Origin of the sequence: Rhizobacter koreensis (assembly GCF_013366375.1) — a bacterium.
GTDB lineage: Bacteria > Pseudomonadota > Gammaproteobacteria > Burkholderiales > Burkholderiaceae_C > Schlegelella_A > Schlegelella_A koreensis.
In genome coordinates this window covers 255,904-272,133 of sequence record NZ_JABWMJ010000004.1, presented here as the reverse complement: position 1 = coordinate 272,133, position 16,230 = coordinate 255,904, and the positions used below count along the sequence as shown (strand labels likewise).

The following is a 16,230-nucleotide window of genomic DNA, read 5'->3' as shown; positions in this document are numbered from 1 at the left end:
TCATTGCAGACCCAGCAGGCGGGCCATGTCGTTGTAGAGAGCCAGGGACATCATCATCAGCATGATGGCGACCCCGCCACGCTGCAAGCCGTCGAGCCAACGCTCAGAGACAGGCCGCCCCGTCACAGCCTCGAAAAGATAATACATCAGGTGCCCCCCGTCCAAGACCGGCAGCGGGAGCAGGTTCAGCACCCCCAGGCTCACGCTGACGATCGCGAGAAACCCGAGGTAGTACGCGAGTCCGAGACGCACCGACTGCCCCGCGTAGTCGGCGATCGTGACCGGGCCGCTCAGGTTCTTCAGCGACGCCTCGCCGATCAGCATCTTGCCAAGCATCTTCAGCGTCAGCGTGGACATCTGCCAGGTCTGCGTCGCTCCGCTCGCGAGGCCTTCCAGCAGCCCGTAGCGCACCGACGTCATCGCCGGACGCGCGCCCATCTGCACCTCGACGCGACCGATGCGCTGGCCGTTGTCGCCGACGACCGCCGGGGTCACCACGAGCTCGAGCATGCTGCCGGCACGCTCGACACGCCAGCGCATCGGCGCCGCGCCGGCAGCGCCTGCATTGGTGCGAATGCGCGCGCGCACGTCGTTGGCGTCGGCGATCCTCGCGCCGTCGATCTCGACCACCCGGTCACCGCTCTTCAAGCCGGCGCGATCGGCCGGGCCGCCCCGCGTGACCGCGCCGACCGTCGGCGCGCTGAACGGCTCGCCGACGCCGACCCGCCGCATCGCCTGCGGATCGAGCTCGCGCGCATCGAGCGACGCCAGCGGCAGCGTCACGTTGCGCTCGGGGCCGCCGGCGCGCGGCGCGACGCGCAGCTCGAGCGTCTCCTTCTGCAGCAGCGCCTGCGCGACCTCCCAGCGCAGATCCGTCATCGAGCGCACCTCGCGCCAGTCGACGCCGTCGCGCGAGGTGGCACGGATCTGGTCGCCGGCCTGGATGCCCGCGGCTTCGGCCAGGCTGCCGGCGGCAGGCCTCGCGACGATCGACTTCGGCTCGTCGACGCCGATCCAGTTCGCGGCGGCGTAGAGCAGCACGGCCAGCAGCAGGTTGGCGATCGGTCCGGCGGCGACGATCGCGGCGCGTTGCGCGAGCGGCTTGCGGTTGAAGGCGAGGTGCTTCTGGTCCGAGGGGACCGGCGCCTCGCGCTCGTCGAGCATGCGCACGTAGCCGCCGAACGGCAGCGCGCAGATCACGAACTCGGTGCCGCCGGGCTTCGGCTGACGGCGCCAGATCACGCGGCCGAAGCCGACCGAGAAACGCAGCACCCGCACGCCGCACGCCACCGCCACCCGGTAGTGGCCGTACTCGTGGATGACGATCAGCACGCCGATCGTCAGCAGGAATGCCAGGATGGTGACGATCATCGGGCGAGCGCGTCGACGAACGCTGCGGCGCGACGCCGCGCCTGCGCGTCGAGGCCAAGGATGCCCTCGAGCGACGCGGTGGCGCCGCTGGCGGGAAGGACGGCCTCGATGGTCCGCATGTTGACCGTGTGAATCTCGTCGAAGCGAATGGTTCCGGCCAGGAACGCCGCGACCGCGACCTCGTTGGCGGCATTCAGCACCGCCGACGATCCGTCGGGGCCGCGCAGCGCCTGCCACGCGAGCGCGAGCCCGGGGAAGATGCGCTCGTCGGCCGCTTCGAACGTGAGCGGCGCGAGGTTCATGAAATCGAGCGCCGCAGCGCCCGACTCGACGCGCTCCGGAAACGCCAGACCGTACGCGATCGGCACGCTCATGTCGGGCGTGCCGAGCTGAGCCAGCACCGAGCAGTCGCGGCAGACGACCATCGAGTGGACGATGCTCTGCGGATGGATCACGACCTTGATCTGCTCGGGTGCGAGGTCGAACAGCCAGCGCGCCTCGATCACCTCGAGCGCCTTGTTCATCATGGTCGCCGAGTCGACCGAGATCTTGCGCCCCATCACCCAGTTCGGGTGCGCGCACGCCTGGTCGGGCGTCACGTCCGCCAGCGTCTCCGGGTCGCGCGTGCGGAACGGCCCGCCCGATGCGGTGAGCACGATGTGGTCGATGCGCTCGCGCCAGACCCGCGGGTCCTCCGGCAGGCACTGGAAGATCGCCGAGTGCTCGCTGTCGATCGGCAGCAGCTGGGCGCCGCCGGCGCGCACCGCCTCGACGAAGAAGGCGCCGCCGAGCACCAGGGCCTCCTTGTTGGCGAGCAGCAGACGCTTGCCGGCGCGCGCGGCGGCCAGGCAGGGTGCCAGGCCCGCGGCACCGACGATCGCCGCCATCACCGTGTCGACCTCGGGATGGGCGGCGAGCTCGCAAAGCGCGCCGGCGCCGCTCAGCACCTCGGTCGCCACGCCGGCGTCGCGCAGCCGGCCGCGCAGCCCGGCAGCCGCCGCGTCGGTCGGCAGCACCGCAAAGCGCGGACGCCAGGCGAGGCATTGCTCGAACAGGAGGTCGACGCGCTGCTGGGCAGTCAGGGCGAACACCTCGAAGCGCTCCGGATGGCGAGCGATGACGCCCAGCGTGCTGGTGCCGATCGACCCCGTCGCGCCGAGGATGCAGACGCGGCGGCGCACTAGGAGACCGCCTTCAAAGCGAGACCAGCGCAAGGCCGATCGGGAACACCGGCAGCAGCGCGTCGACACGGTCGAGCACGCCGCCGTGCCCCGGCAGCAGCGAGCTGCTGTCCTTGGCACCGGCGCTGCGCTTGACGAGCGACTCGACCAGGTCGCCGACCACGCTCATCGCCACCAGCAGGACGACGACGACCGCCATCACGACGATGCCGAAGCGGTTGGCGAGCATGCCGTAGACGCTCGGCGCGATCGCGCCGACGCTGCGCTCGACGAGCAGCCAGACGAAGGCGACGACGAGCGCGCCGACCATGCCGCTCCAGACGCCCTCCCAGCTCTTGCCCGGGCTGATCGAGAGCGCGAGCTTGCGCTTGCCGAACGCCCGTCCCCCGAAGTAGGCGGCGATGTCGGCGGCCCAGACCAGCGCCAGCAGCGACAGCAGGAAGTTGAGGCCGACCGCCTTGGCGTGGGCAAGCGCCAGCCACGCGGTCCAGAGCGCGACCAGGCCGACGACGATGCGCACCGCCTGCGGAATGCGCGGCCACGCCGCCGGCCCGCCGCGCACCGCGGACGCACCGGCGGCGACCCAGAGCACGGTCGCAACCCACCATACGACGGCCGGTGGACGATCGATCCAGCCGGCGGCAAGCGCCGCCGCGCAGGCGAGCGCGAGCAGCACGCCGAGCGGCACCGCGAGCGCCGGCGCGCCGTTGAGACGCCCCCATTCCCACGCGCCGATCGCAAGGCCCACCAGCGCGAACACCGCGAACGGCCAGGCCGACGAGACGATCAGCGCCGGCAGCAGCAGTGCCAGCAGCACGATCGCGGTGATGACGCGCTCTCTCAGCACGTCGCCGCCTCGTCGGCCGATGCGCTCGGCACCGCGCCGAAACGGCGCTCGCGCTGCGCATATTGGGCGAGCGCCGCATCGAGCTCGGCCGTACCGAACTCCGGCCACAGGCACTCGGTGAACACGAGCTCCGAATACGCTGCCTGCCAAAGCAGGAAGTTGCTGATGCGCAGCTCGCCGCCGGTGCGGATGAAGAGATCGGGGTCGGGCGCGTAGCTCAGCGCCATGTAGCTGTTGAGGCGCGCCTCGTCGAGCTCGTCCGGCTGCAGACCGTCGGCGATCGCGCGCCGGCACGCCTGCACGATGTCCCAGCGACCGCCGTAATTGAACGCGACCGAGAGCGTGATGCGCGTGTTGTGGCGGGTGCTCGACTCGGCCTGCTCCCAGGCTTGCCGCAGCTTGTCGGAGACCTGGCCGCGGTCGCCCACGATGCGGATGCGCACGCCGTCGGCCGCGAGCTTGCCCAGATACTTCGAGACCGCGACGAGCACCAGGCCCATCAGCCCCGAAACTTCCTCGGTCGGCCGCTTCCAGTTCTCGGAGGAGAACGCGAACACCGTGAGGTACTCGATGCCGCGGTCGGCGCAGGCGAGCACGGTGCGCACCAGCGCATCGACGCCCTGCTTGTGGCCGAACACGCGCGGCATGAAACGGCGCTTGGCCCAGCGCCCGTTGCCGTCCATCACGATCGCGACGTGGCGCGGGATCGCCGGCGTTGCCGGGGTCGGGTCAGCCACGCCGGGGCGCCTGCTGCAAGATCGAACGGATTCGGCTCATCGAGCTCAGACCGCCATGATCTCGGCTTCCTTGGCCGCGGTCAGCCGGTCGATCTCGGCGATCGTGCGATCGGTAAGGCGCTGCAGCTCGTCGAGCGAGCGACGCTCCTCGTCTTCCGAGATCTGCTTGTCCTTGAGCAGGCGCTTGGCGTGCTCGTTGGCGTCGCGGCGCACCCCGCGCACCGCGATGCGCGCGTCCTCGCTGGCGTTGCGCGCCACCTTGGTCAGGTCGCGGCGACGCTCTTCGGTGAGCGGCGGCATCGGCACGCGCAGCAGGTCGCCCTGAGCCGACGGGTTGAGGCCGAGATCGGATTCGCGGATCGCCTTCTCGATCTTCGGCCCCATGCCCTTCTCCCACGGCTGCACGCTCAGCGTGCGCGCGTCCAGCAGGGTCACGTTGGCGACCTGCCCCACGGGGACCATCGACCCGTAGTACTCGACCTGGACCTGGTCGAGGATGCCTGGGTGGGGCCGCCCCGTGCGGATCTTCTGCAACTCGTTGCGGAACACCTCGAGGGAGCGCGCCATCTTCTGCTCGGCGGTCTTCTTGATGTCTTCGATGCTCATCGATTGCCTCCAATCGCGGCTCGGCGCCGCGGCGGCTGCGGCCGCACACGCGGGCGCCGCGCCGATGCAGGGTTATAGGTCACACGTGAACCAGCGTACCCTCGTCTTCGCCCATCACCACGCGCTCGAGCGCGCCGGCCTTGAAGATGCTGAACACGCGGATCGGCAGGTTCTGGTCCCGACACAGCGCGAACGCGGTAGCGTCGAGCACCTGCAGGTTGCGCGCGATCGCCTCGTCGAAGCTGATCGTGGAGTAGCGTGTCGCACTGCGGTCGGTGCGCGGGTCGGCGGTGTAGACGCCGTCGACCTTGGTCGCCTTCAGCACGATCTCGGCACCGATCTCGGCGCCGCGCAGCGCCGCCGCGGTGTCGGTGGTGAAGAACGGGTTGCCGGTGCCGGCCGCGAAGATCACCGCCTTGCCCTCTTCGAGGTACTGCAGCGCCTTCGGGCGGACGTACGGCTCGACGACCTGCTCGATGGCGATGGCCGACATGACGCGCGCCGTCATGCCTTCCTGGCGCATCGTGTCGGCAAGCGCCAGCGCGTTCATCACCGTCGCCAGCATGCCCATGTAGTCGGCAGTCGCGCGGTCCATGCCGACCGCACCGCCGGCGACGCCGCGGAAGATGTTGCCACCGCCGATGACGACCGCGACCTCACAGCCGAGCCGGGTGACGTCCTGGATCTCGCGCACCATCCGCACGATGGTCGCGCGGTTGATGCCATAGGCGTCGTCGCCCATCAGCGCCTCGCCGGACAGCTTCAGCAGGATGCGCTTGTAGGCGGGCATTGAGGGCTCCTCGATGTCGTGGTCAGGTCCGGCAGTGTGCAAAGCGCGTGCGTCGGCTGGCTCAGCCCTTCGCGGCGGCGACCTGCGCGGCCACCTCGGCGGCAAAGTCGTCGACCTTCTTCTCGATGCCTTCGCCGACGACGTACAGCGTGAACGCCGTGATGCGGGTCGAGCGTTCCTTGAGCATCTGCTCGACGCTCTGCTTGTCGTTCTTGACGAAGGCCTGGTTGAAGAGGCTGACTTCCTTCAGGTACTTGGCCACCGAGCCCTCGATGCGCTTCTGCACGATTTCGGGCGACTGCGGCGTCTTGCCTTCGGCGGTCGCCTTCTCGGCATCCTCGGTGGCCTTCTGCATGGCCACGCGGCGCTCGGTCTCGATGAGCTCGTTCGGCACGTTGGCGGACGTCAGCGCGACCGGCTTCATCGCCGCGATGTGCATCGCGACGTCCTTGGCAGCGACCTCGTCGCCGTCGTAGGCGACCAGCACGCCGATGCGGGTGCCGTGCAGGTAGCTCGCGAGCTTGGTGTCGCCGCCGTACCGGACGAAGCGACGGAACGACATGTTCTCGCCGATCTTGCCGATGAGGCCCTTGCGCACGTCATCGAGCGTCGGGCCGAAGCCGTCCTGGCTGTACGGCAGAGCGGCCAGCGCGTCGACGTCGGTCGGGTCGTTGGCCGCGACCAGGTCGGCGGCGGCCTGCGCGAGCGCGAGAAACGAGTCGTTCTTGGTGACGAAGTCGGTCTCGCAGTTCACCTCGACCATCGCTCCACCGGCCGCGCCGGTCGACACCGCGATCACGCCTTCGGCGGTGATCCGCGACGCAGCCTTGCCGGCCTTGCTGCCGAGCTTGACGCGCAGCAGCTCTTCGGCGCGCGCCATGTCGCCATCGGCTTCGGTCAACGCCTTCTTGCACTCCATCATTGGGGCGTCGGTCTTCGCGCGCAGGGCGCCCACCATGCCGGCTGTGATCGTGGCCATGTGTCTATCTCCGTTCGTTGCTCCGGCCGCCGCGAGGGCTGCAAGCCGCGCGGCCGGGTTGAAAAAAAGGGGCTGTACTCAGCCCCTGGTTCCGCTCGCCGCTGGCGAGCCGGGGCCCCGATCAGGCCGCTTCGTTGACTTCCACGAACTCGTCGCTCTGCGAGCCGGCCTGCACGACCTCGTTGGTCGCGTTCGACTTGCCCTCGAGGACCGCGTCGGCCACCGCGCGCGCGTACAGCGCGACCGCCTTGGCCGAGTCGTCGTTGCCCGGGATCACGTAGTCGATGCCGATCGGCGAGTGGTTCGAGTCGACGACGCCGATGATCGGAATGTTGAGCTTCTGCGCTTCGGCGACGGCGATCTTGTGGTAGCCGACGTCGATGACGAAGATCGCGTCCGGCAGCGCATTCATGTCCTGGATGCCGCCGATGTCCTTCTCGAGCTTGGCGAGCTCGCGCTGGAACATCAGCGCTTCCTTCTTGATGCGGAGTTCGGCGCCCGACTCGACCTGCGCCTTCATCTCCTTCAGGCGCTTGAGCGAGCCCTTGACGGTCTTGAAGTTGGTGAGCATGCCGCCGAGCCAGCGCTGGTCGACGTAGGGCATGCCGGCGCGCTGCGCTTCCTGCGCGATCACCTCGCGCGCCTGGCGCTTGGTGCCGATCATCAAGATGGTGCCGCGGCGGCTCGCCAGCTGGCGGATGAAGCCCATCGCGTCCTGGAAGAGCGGCTGCGTCTTTTCCAGGTTGATGATGTGGATCTTGTTCCGATGGCCGTAGATGTACGGGGCCATCTTGGGGTTCCAGAAGCGCGTCTGGTGTCCGAAGTGGACACCGGCTTCCAGCATTTCACGCATCGTGATCGTCATGGAGGTTCCAAAAAGGTTGGTTCTAGAATCCGGCGTGAATCGCGGTGTGGTAATAACCGCGACACCTTCTGGCAGCCGGTTCGCTGCATCGCTTGCCGAGCGGCACATGAGTGAACCCATGCGCCTGACCCACAGGACCGAGCGGCACGCTCGATAACTCTGAGCCACGGGTACCCAGGCAAACCAGTCGATTGTAGCATGCGCCCGCCTCTTCCCCTGACCTCCGGCGTCCGGCCATGTCGTGCCACGCAACGACCGACGCGCCGCTCGGCGGCGCCGTCCACCCGGGGCGCTCCGAGTGCAGCGCAGACGAGCGGCGACCCGCCGCGGTGACCGACGTCTCGTGATCGAGCGTATCGACCGGGTCGACGGAACGCCCGGCGCGCCGCGGCCGCTGCACGGCGCCGCAGCGACGCGCCGCCTCGAAGCCTCGGCCGCGGCTGCGCTGCCGCCCTTCGAGCTGATGGCGCGTGCCGGGCTCGCCGTCGCGCGCCTCGCGCTCGCGCTCGCGCCGCATGCGCGCTCGATCGACGTGCGCGTCGGTCACGGCAACAACGGCGGCGATGGCCTCGAGGCGGCGGCGTGGCTCCGGCGCTGGGGCAAGGACGTGCGGGTTCGCGCCGTCCCCGGCTTCGATGCCCGGCTCCCGACCGACGCGGCGCGCGCCCTCGCCCGGGCGCGGGACGCCGGGGTGCCGATCGTCGACGCGGCCGATGCCGCCGGTGCGCCAGCGGCGCTCGTCGTCGACGCCCTCCTCGGCATCGGCGCGAACCGCGCGCCCGACGGCGCGCTCGCCGGCGCGATCGAGGCGATCGGGCGTGACGGCGCCGCCGGCGCGATCGTCCTGGCAGTCGACGCGCCGTCAGGGCTCGACGTCACGCGCGGGCATCCACTCGGCGACGGTGCCGTGGTCGCGCAGCACACGCTCTCCCTGCTGACGCTGAAACCCGGGCTCTTCACCGCCGCCGGGCGCGATCACGCCGGCACGGTGTGGCTCGACACCCTGAACTGCGACTGCGGCGCCGAGCCGCCCGACGCGCTGCTCGTCGGCGCGCCGGCGACGCGCCGGGTGCCGCGGCGCCATGCCGGCCACAAGGGCAGCTTCGGCGACGTCGTCGTCGTCGGCGGCGATACCTCGATGAGCGGTGCGGCGCTGCTCGCCGCGCGCGCCGCCCAGGCGGCCGGCGCCGGGCGGGTCTACCTCGATCTGCTCGACCCGGGGGCAGCCGAGGCCGGCCACGACCCGCTCCGGCCGGAACTGATGTGGCGCAGCCGCTGGTGGCACGACGCCACGCCAGGCCAGCTTGCGGCGGCGACGCTCGTCTGCGGTTGCGGCGGCGGCGCGCGCATCACCGAGACGCTGCCACGCCTGCTCGAAGCCGCATGCCGCCTCGTGCTCGACGCCGATGCGCTCAACGCGATCGCGTCCGACCCCGCCCTGCAGCAGGCCCTGGCCGCTCGTGGCGCGCGCGGCTGCCGGACCGTGCTGACGCCGCACCCGCTCGAGGCCGCGCGCCTGCTCGGCCGCACCACGGCCGAGGTGCAGGCCGACCGCGTCGCGGCCGCCACGGAGCTGGTGCGGCGCTTCGATTGCGTCGCGCTGCTGAAGGGGTCGGGAAGCGTCCTCGCCGCCCCCGGTGTCGTGCCGCGCATCAACGCCACCGGCAACGCATCGCTCGCGAGCGCCGGGACCGGCGACGTGCTCGCGGGCTGGATCGGCGGCTGGTGGGCGCAGGACGCGACCGCAGGCGGCGAAGCGCTCCTCGAGATCGTCGCGACAGCGGTCGCGACGCATGGGGCGGCCGCCGGGCCGCGCGCTGCCGGTGCGTGGCGCGCCGCCGACCTGGTCGACCGGCTTGCGCTCGGCGCGCGCTGACCGGCGAGCCGGCTTGCCGTTCGCCAGCTGACGACGACTCAGCGCCGGCTTGCCGCCGTCGCCTTCTCGACCTCGAGGGCGCCCTGCGCCGCGCCGCTCGCCGGCACGGTCTCGCGATCACGGCTCGAAAGCTCGTCGAAGCCGGCGGCGACCCGTTCGGGCGCGTCGTCGGACATGCCGACGAAGATGCCGTGGGTCAGCGTGATGTGTGCGCGCTCGAAGCCGCCGGCACCGGCGCAGAGGATCGCGCGCGTCGGCGCATCTTCGGCGACCAGTGCCAGCAGGCCCGGCGCCACCGTCTCCGGCTTCAGCAGCGACAGCACCGCGTCGGGCAGGATGTTCTCCGTCATCCGCGTCGCCGCGGTCGGCGCCAGGCAGTTGACGCGGATGTCGTACTTCTCGCCCTCGAGCGCAAGCGTCTGCATGAGCCCGACGAGCGCCATCTTGGCAGCGCCATAATTGGACTGACCGAAGTTGCCGTAGAGGCCGCTCGACGACGTCGTCATCACGATGCGGCCGTACTTCTGCTCGCGCATGATCTCCCAGACGGCCTTGCAGCAGTTCACCGCGCCCATCAGGTGAACCTCGACCACCAGGCGGAAATCCTCGAGCGTCATCTTCGCGAAGCTCTTGTCGCGCAGGATCCCGGCGTTGTTGACGAGGATGTCGATGCGGCCCCACTCGTTCATCACCTGTTCGACCATCGCATTGACCGCCGCCGGGTCGGTGACCGACGCGCCGTTGGCGATGGCACGACCGCCGGCGGCACGGATCTCGTCGGCGACGCGCTGAGCGGCGAGCGGCTCGCCGCCGCTGCCGTCGAGCATGCCGCCCAGATCGTTGACGACGACGCTGGCGCCGCGCGCCGCGAGTGCGAGCGCGTGCTCGCGGCCGAGGCCGCCGCCCGCACCCGTGACGATGGCCACGCGGCCGTCAAAGCGAATCGACATAGGAGTCTCCGTGCGTGTACCGGCGCATCGCGCCGTGAAGCGCGAGTGCCGACGGCACCCGCGGATGATTTGGGGCAGGTTCCATGAGTTGTCGAGAACGACCGGTTGCGCCCGCGCCGACTCGGCGGCGTGCCGAGCGACGTGCGATCCCTTCCTGTCCGCCGCTCCTTCGGTTCAGCCGCGACTCTTGCGCGTCGCACTGCCGCGCGCGCTCGCCGACTTGCGTGTCGCGTTCTTGGCGGCGCGCGCGCTGCCCGCCGCGCTGCTGCGGCTCTTCGTCTTGGCGCGCGTGGCCGCCTTGGCGCTGCGGTCGGCACCCTTGATCGCGCTCAGCTCGTCGGCCGCGCTCTGCGACCTCTCGGCATTGCGCTCGCGCCGCGCACGCATCAGCGCGGCTTCCTCCGCGTCATCGTGGACCATGCGGAAGTCGATCTTGCGGCCGTCGAGGTCGACCCGGCTGACCTGCACGCGCACCCGGGTGCCGATCACGTAGCGCAGGCCGCTGCGTTCGCCGCGCAGCTCCTGGCGCACCTCGTCGAAGCGGAAGTACTCGCCGCCGAGTTCGGTGATGTGCACCAGGCCCTCGACGTAGAGCGCATCGAGGGTGACGAAGAGCCCGAAGCTCGTCACCGCGCTCACAGTGCCGCCGTACTCCTCGCCCAGGTGCTCGCGCATGTAGCGGCACTTGAGCCACGCCTCGACGTCGCGCGAGGCCTCGTCGGCGCGCCGCTCGTTCGCGCTGCAGTGCGCGCCCGCGATCTGCCACGGCTCGAGCTCAGGGCTGACCGCCGGCTTCGCCTCGCCCGTGTTGCGGGGTGGCTTGGTGCCTTTGGTGCGCTCGGCCAGCGCGTCGGCGCTCGTCGAGGCACCGAGCACGTAGCGCTTGCCGAGCAGCAGCGCCTTGATCACGCGATGCACCAGCAGGTCGGGGTAGCGCCGGATCGGGCTCGTGAAGTGCGTGTAGGCCTCGTACGCAAGGCCGAAGTGGCCGCTGTTGATGCCGGTGTAGATCGCCTGCTGCATCGAGCGCAGCAGCATCGAGTGGATCTGCGCGGCATCGGGCCGGTCCTTGGTGGCCTCGGCGATGGCCTGGAACTCGGCCGGCTTGGGATCGTCGCCAATGGACAGACCGATGCCGAGCGCGCGCAGGTAGTTCTGCAGCAGCGTCCGCTTCTCGGGCGTCGGGCCCTCGTGGACCCGGTACAGCGCGGGGTGCTTGGCACGCGCGACGAAGTCGGCCGAGCACACGTTGGCGGCAAGCATCGATTCCTCGATCAGCCGGTGCGCCTCGTTGCGCACGCGCGGCACGATCTTCTCGATGCGTCCGTTCTCGTCGGAGACGATCTGTGTCTCGGTGGTCTCGAAGTCGACCGCGCCCCGCACCGCCCGCGACTTCAGCAGCGCGCGGTAGACCTCGTGCAGATCGAGCAGGTGCGGCACCAGGTCGGCGCGCTTGGCGGCTTCGGGCCCGCGCGTGTTGGTGAGGATCGCGGCGACCTCGCCGTAAGTGAGGCGCGCGTGCGACTCGATCAGCGCCGGGTAGAACTGGTAGGCCTCGACCTCGCCCTCCGCGGTGACGAGCATGTCGCAGGCCATCGCGAGGCGCTCGACGTGCGGGTTCAGCGAGCACAGCCCGTTCGAGAGCTTCTCGGGCAGCATCGGGATCACGCGGCGCGGGAAGTAGACCGACGTGGCGCGTTCGTAGGCGTCGGCGTCGAGCGGCTCGCCCGGCCTGACGTAGTGGCTCACGTCGGCGATCGCGACGATCAGGCGCCAGCCCTTGGAGCGCCCCACCTTCGCCGGCTCGCAGTAGACCGCGTCATCGAAGTCGCGCGCGTCCTCGCCGTCGATGGTGACCAGCGGCACGTCGGTGAGGTCGATGCGGCCCTTGCGGTCGGCAGTACGGATCTGGTCCGGCAGCGCCGCAGCCTGGGCAAGCGCCTCGTCCGAGAACTTGTGCGGCACCTCGTACTTGCGCACCGCGATCTCGATCTCCATGCCGGGATCGTCGATCTCGCCGAGCACCTCGGTGACGCGCCCGACCGGCTGCGAGTGCATCGACGGCGGCTCGGTGAGCTCGACCGCGACCACCTGGCCGGGCTCGGCGCTGGCGATCGCGTTGCGCGGAATCAAAATATCGTGGCCGTAGCGCTTGTCCTCGGGAGCGACGAGCCAGACGCCGTTCTCGCTGAGCAGGCGGCCGATGATCGGCGTCTTGCGGCGCTCGAGGATCTCGACGACGCGCCCTTCCGGACGGCCCTTCTTGTCGTAGCGGACGATGCGCGCCTTCACGCGGTCGCGGTGCAGCACACCGCGCATTTCCTGGGGCGACAGGTAGAGGTCGGCGGCCGCGCCCTCGCGGACAACGAAGCCGTGGCCGTCGCGGTGACCTTGCACCGTGCCTTCGACCTCGCTCATGAGCTCGGTCGAAACGTCAGGATTGTTCTTCAATGGCGTCGCTTTGATGGTAAAGTCTTGGTTGTCCTGAATGCCCAGGTGGCGGAATTGGTAGACGCATACGGTTCAGGTCCGTACGCCGCAAGGTGTGAAGGTTCGAGTCCTTTCCTGGGCACCAGCAATGGTTCGAGAAGCGCGCTCCGGCGCGCTTTTTCAATGGTGCGGCTATTTCTCGTCGACCACACGCCCACGCCCACGCCCACGGCAGCCGGCGCGCCCGCGCACGCAGCGTTAGCCGCCGCACGCCGGCGCCCCGGCACCGGCGCCATGAAGAGGCTTCGAACTCGGCGCGGCGCTGCCATGCTCGGTGCGCCGGCACTCGTCAGATGACGAACTTCTTGGCCAGCCCGTCCGGCCGCAAGTGGTCGTATTCCTCGAACGGCTGGTGGATCCACGGGCTCGTGGGCAGCAGCTCGACGTGATAGTCGGGCGTGTACGACGACACGCCCTTGGTCCAGATGACCGCCGAGCGCAGTTCGGTGATCGCCGCCATGCCGCGCAGGCGGTCGACCACCGCGCGCAGCGTGATCCCCGAGTCCGAGAGGTCGTCGACCAGCAGCACGCGGCCGGCGAGCTCGCCCTTGGGCATGGTGATGTACTTGGCCATGTCGAGCCGACCCTGGATCGTGCCCTCCTCGGCCCGGTACGAGCTCGTCGACATGATCGCGAGCGGCTTGTCGAACACGCGCGAGATCACGTCGCCGGGGCGCAGCCCACCGCGCGCGAGGCACAGGATCTGGTCGAACTCCCAGCCCGACGCGTGAATCTTGAGCGCCAGCCGCTCGATGAGCATGTGGTACTCGTCCCACGACACGTACAGGTGTTTGCCGTCCTCGGTCAGCATCGCGGTCTCGTCACTCTTTGAAGGTGGATGCGCTCGCGCTCAGCGCGCGAACGGGTGGCGCAGGACAATCGTGTGATCGCGGTCGGGCCCGGTCGACACCATGTCGATCGGCGCTCCGATGAAGCCTTCGACGCGCTCGAGATAGCGCCGCGCATTGAGCGGCAGGCGATCCCATTCGGTGACGCCGAAGGTGCTCTCGGTCCAGCCCGGGAACGTGTCGTAGATCGGCCGGCAGGCGGCGATGTCGTCCGGGTCGAGCGGCAGGATGTCGATCTGCTCGCCATGGAGGTCGTAGCCGACGCAGACCTGGATCTCGGGCAGTCCGTCGAGCACGTCCAGCTTGGTGATGCACAGGCCCGAGATGCCGTTGATGATGATCGACCGCTTCAGAGCGGCGGCGTCGAGCCAGCCGCAGCGGCGGGCCCGACCGGTGACCGTGCCGCGTTCCTGGCCGACCGTCGAGAGATGATGGCCGACGCTGCCGGCCTCGTCGATGCCGAGCTCGGTCGGGAACGGGCCGCTGCCGACGCGCGTGGTGTACGCCTTCGTGATGCCCAACATGTAGTGCAGCGCCTGCGGTCCGACGCCCGACCCGGCGGCCGCGTTGCCGGCCACGCAGTTGCTCGATGTCACGTACGGATAGGTGCCGTGGTCGATGTCGAGCAGGGTTCCCTGCGCGCCTTCGAACAGGATGTTGGCACCCGCGCCGTTGGCCTTGTGAAGGGCGTAGCCGACGTCGCCGATCATCGGGCGGATCGCCTCCGCGACCGTCATCGCGTGGTCGAAGATCGGCGCGAATTCGAGCGCGCGCGCGTGCAGGTAGCCGGTGAGCGCGAAGTTGTGCAGGTCAAGCAGCTCGCGCAGCTTGGCCGCGAAGCGCTCGGGGTGCTTGAGGTCCTGCACCCGCAGCGCGCGCCGCGCGACCTTGTCTTCGTACGCCGGGCCGATGCCCTTGCCGGTGGTGCCGATCTTGCCGACGCCGCTCGACTCGCGCAGACGCTCGCGCGCGGTGTCGACCTCGACGTGGAACGGCAGGATCAACGGGCACGCCTCGCTGATGAAGAGGCGCGAGCGCACCTCGAGACCGATCGCCTCGAGTCGCCCGATCTCGCTCATCAGGTGCACCGGGTCGACGACCACGCCGTTGCCGATGTAGCACGCCACGCCCTCGCGCATGATTCCCGAGGGAATCAGCTGCAGCGCGGTCTTGACGCCCTTGATGACCAGCGTGTGACCGGCGTTGTGGCCGCCCTGGAAGCGCACCACCGCCTGCGCGTGATCGGTCAGCCAGTCGACGACCTTGCCCTTGCCCTCGTCGCCCCACTGGGTGCCGACGACGACGACGTTGCGAGCGGTCGACGCGGCACCGCGCGCAGGCGGCTCGCTGCTCGGAATCGCGCTCATGCGGGGCGCGCGCAGGCGGCGCAGGTGCCCTCGGGGGCAATCGGTCGGATCAACATTCGCGAAGGCTCCAGCGTCCGGCGTCCGCGACCAGCTCGCGGCGCCAGGCGCCGCGGCCGCTTGCCGCGCCGTTCTCGAAATCGGTGACGATGACCGCGCCGCCGGCACGCAATTCGCGCACCGTGCGGCGCAGCGCGGGGTCGTCGGACCGCGGCGCCCGGATCACGTCGGGTGAGGAAGGCGGCGGGCTCAGCGCCGCCAGTTGCTTGACGTCGAGGCTGAACCCGACCGCTGGGCGGTTGCGGCCGAAGATGGCGCCGACCTCGTCGTAACGCCCACCACGCGCGACGGCGTCGCTCGCACCGGTGGCATAGACCGCGAAGCGCGGGCCGCTGTAGTAGGCGTAGCCGCTCAGGTCGGCGAGGTCGAAGCCAACCGCCACTTCGGGGTGCGTCGCCGCGGCGTGATCGGCGAGCCGGCGCAGGTCGTCGAGGGCGGCACCGATCAGCGGCCGGTCGGGCAGCTCGCGCTGCGCCGCGTCGATGACGTCGACACCCCCGTAGAGGCCGACGAGCGCAAGCAGCGCCCGCCGTGAGTCGGCCGGGAACCCGGCGGTGAGCTCGCGCAGCAGGGCGACGTCCTTGGCCGCGAGCGCCGCATAGACCGCGTCGAGCGCCTTCACATCGACCGGCACGCCGGCGACGATGCCGCGCACGATGCGTGCATCGGCGAGATCGAGCGCGACGTCGTCGAGCTGCGCGATGCGAAGCGACTCGAGGGCGAGATCCTGGATCTCGAGATCGGCTTCCAGACCGGCGTGGCCGTAGATCTCGGCCCCGAACTGCAGCGGCTCGCGGCTCGCGTTGCTGCCCGACGCTCGCGTGTGCAGCACCGGCCCGCAATAGCAGAGCCGGACCACGCCCTCGCGGTTGAGGATGTGGGCATCGATGCGCGCCACCTGGGGCGTGCTGTCGGCGCGCAGGCCCAGCGTGCGGCCGCTCGACTGGTCGACCAGCTTGAAGGTCTTGAGATCGAGCTCGTGGCCGGTCCCCGAGAGCAGCGACTCGATGTGCTCGAGCAGCGGCGGGATCACCAGCTCGAAGCCATAGCGCTCGGCGCCGTCGAGCAGACCGCGGCGCAGCGCCTCGATGTGCCGTGCGCCCGAGGGCAGCACGTCTGCGATGTGCTCCGGCAGCAGCCAGGCAGAGGACATACGGGAGCGGGTGAGTAAAAGGCGGATTGTACGAGTGCCGACTCGGCCGGCTGCGACGCCGCCGTGGGCACGCGCGCATGCCCGCGCCGGGACGGCCGACGCACGGGGCGCCC

The 16,230-nt window shown here is 70.2% G+C and carries 14 protein-coding genes and 1 tRNA gene; 2 read left to right on the top strand and 13 right to left on the bottom strand.

The window, feature by feature from the left end:
- From rseP to rpsB, 8 genes are all read right to left on the bottom strand, one after another.
- Positions 1-1,371, bottom strand: a complete 1,371-nt coding sequence (rseP, locus tag HQN59_RS10620; RefSeq protein WP_176068952.1) for an RIP metalloprotease RseP — start codon at positions 1,369-1,371, stop codon at positions 1-3.
- The gene (gene ispC, locus HQN59_RS10615) at positions 1,368-2,552 is read right to left on the bottom strand and encodes a 1-deoxy-D-xylulose-5-phosphate reductoisomerase (RefSeq protein ID WP_176068950.1); all 1,185 of its coding nucleotides are present in this window, start codon (positions 2,550-2,552) and stop codon (positions 1,368-1,370) included. Before ispC ends, rseP begins: the two co-directional genes overlap by 4 nt.
- A gap of 13 nt (positions 2,553-2,565) precedes the next feature.
- Positions 2,566-3,399 (bottom strand): phosphatidate cytidylyltransferase, encoded by an 834-nt coding sequence (locus HQN59_RS10610; protein ID WP_176068948.1) that lies wholly within the window; start codon positions 3,397-3,399, stop codon positions 2,566-2,568.
- On the bottom strand, positions 3,393-4,136 hold the full coding sequence (gene uppS / locus HQN59_RS10605; RefSeq protein WP_342451173.1) for a polyprenyl diphosphate synthase: 744 nt from the start codon (positions 4,134-4,136) through the stop codon (positions 3,393-3,395). Before uppS ends, HQN59_RS10610 begins: the two co-directional genes overlap by 7 nt.
- Before the next feature lie 45 nt (positions 4,137-4,181).
- Positions 4,182-4,742: a ribosome recycling factor gene (gene frr / locus HQN59_RS10600; RefSeq protein ID WP_176068946.1), complete on the bottom strand. Its 561-nt coding sequence runs from the start codon at positions 4,740-4,742 to the stop codon at positions 4,182-4,184.
- Between the two features lie 79 nt (positions 4,743-4,821).
- Positions 4,822-5,532 (bottom strand): UMP kinase, encoded by a 711-nt coding sequence (gene pyrH / locus HQN59_RS10595; protein WP_176068944.1) that lies wholly within the window; start codon positions 5,530-5,532, stop codon positions 4,822-4,824.
- A gap of 61 nt (positions 5,533-5,593) precedes the next feature.
- The gene (gene tsf / locus HQN59_RS10590; protein WP_176068942.1) at positions 5,594-6,511 is read right to left on the bottom strand and encodes a translation elongation factor Ts; all 918 of its coding nucleotides are present in this window, start codon (positions 6,509-6,511) and stop codon (positions 5,594-5,596) included.
- 121 nt (positions 6,512-6,632) lie between these two features.
- Positions 6,633-7,376 (bottom strand): 30S ribosomal protein S2, encoded by a 744-nt coding sequence (gene rpsB, locus HQN59_RS10585; protein WP_176068940.1) that lies wholly within the window; start codon positions 7,374-7,376, stop codon positions 6,633-6,635.
- Positions 7,377-7,719: 343 nt separating this feature from the next.
- On the opposite strand from rpsB, the gene HQN59_RS10580 reads away from it, so the two are divergent.
- The gene (locus HQN59_RS10580; RefSeq protein WP_342451172.1) at positions 7,720-9,252 is read left to right on the top strand and encodes an NAD(P)H-hydrate dehydratase; all 1,533 of its coding nucleotides are present in this window, start codon (positions 7,720-7,722) and stop codon (positions 9,250-9,252) included.
- A gap of 38 nt (positions 9,253-9,290) precedes the next feature.
- On the opposite strand, the gene HQN59_RS10575 is transcribed toward HQN59_RS10580, so the two are convergent.
- Positions 9,291-10,202 carry an SDR family NAD(P)-dependent oxidoreductase gene (locus HQN59_RS10575; RefSeq protein ID WP_176068938.1) on the bottom strand — a complete coding sequence of 304 codons (912 nt, stop codon included), beginning with the start codon at positions 10,200-10,202 and terminating at the stop codon, positions 9,291-9,293.
- 174 nt (positions 10,203-10,376) lie between these two features.
- Positions 10,377-12,620 carry a ribonuclease R gene (rnr, locus tag HQN59_RS10570; RefSeq protein ID WP_176068936.1) on the bottom strand — a complete coding sequence of 748 codons (2,244 nt, stop codon included), beginning with the start codon at positions 12,618-12,620 and terminating at the stop codon, positions 10,377-10,379.
- A gap of 72 nt (positions 12,621-12,692) precedes the next feature.
- On the opposite strand from rnr, the gene HQN59_RS10565 reads away from it, so the two are divergent.
- Positions 12,693-12,777: transfer RNA gene (locus HQN59_RS10565), tRNA-Leu, on the top strand.
- A 204-nt stretch (positions 12,778-12,981) separates the two neighbouring features.
- On the opposite strand, the gene HQN59_RS10560 is transcribed toward HQN59_RS10565, so the two are convergent.
- The 3 genes from HQN59_RS10560 to HQN59_RS10550 are packed head-to-tail and all read right to left on the bottom strand — an operon-like array spanning position 12,982 to position 16,117.
- On the bottom strand, positions 12,982-13,503 hold the full coding sequence (locus HQN59_RS10560) for a phosphoribosyltransferase (RefSeq protein ID WP_176068934.1): 522 nt from the start codon (positions 13,501-13,503) through the stop codon (positions 12,982-12,984).
- A 39-nt stretch (positions 13,504-13,542) separates the two neighbouring features.
- Complete coding sequence (locus HQN59_RS10555) at positions 13,543-14,907, bottom strand: adenylosuccinate synthase (protein WP_176068932.1); 1,365 nt, start codon at positions 14,905-14,907, stop codon at positions 13,543-13,545.
- Between the two features lie 49 nt (positions 14,908-14,956).
- Positions 14,957-16,117, bottom strand: a complete 1,161-nt coding sequence (locus tag HQN59_RS10550; RefSeq protein WP_176068930.1) for an ATP phosphoribosyltransferase regulatory subunit — start codon at positions 16,115-16,117, stop codon at positions 14,957-14,959.
- Positions 16,118-16,230: the final 113 nt, after the last annotated feature.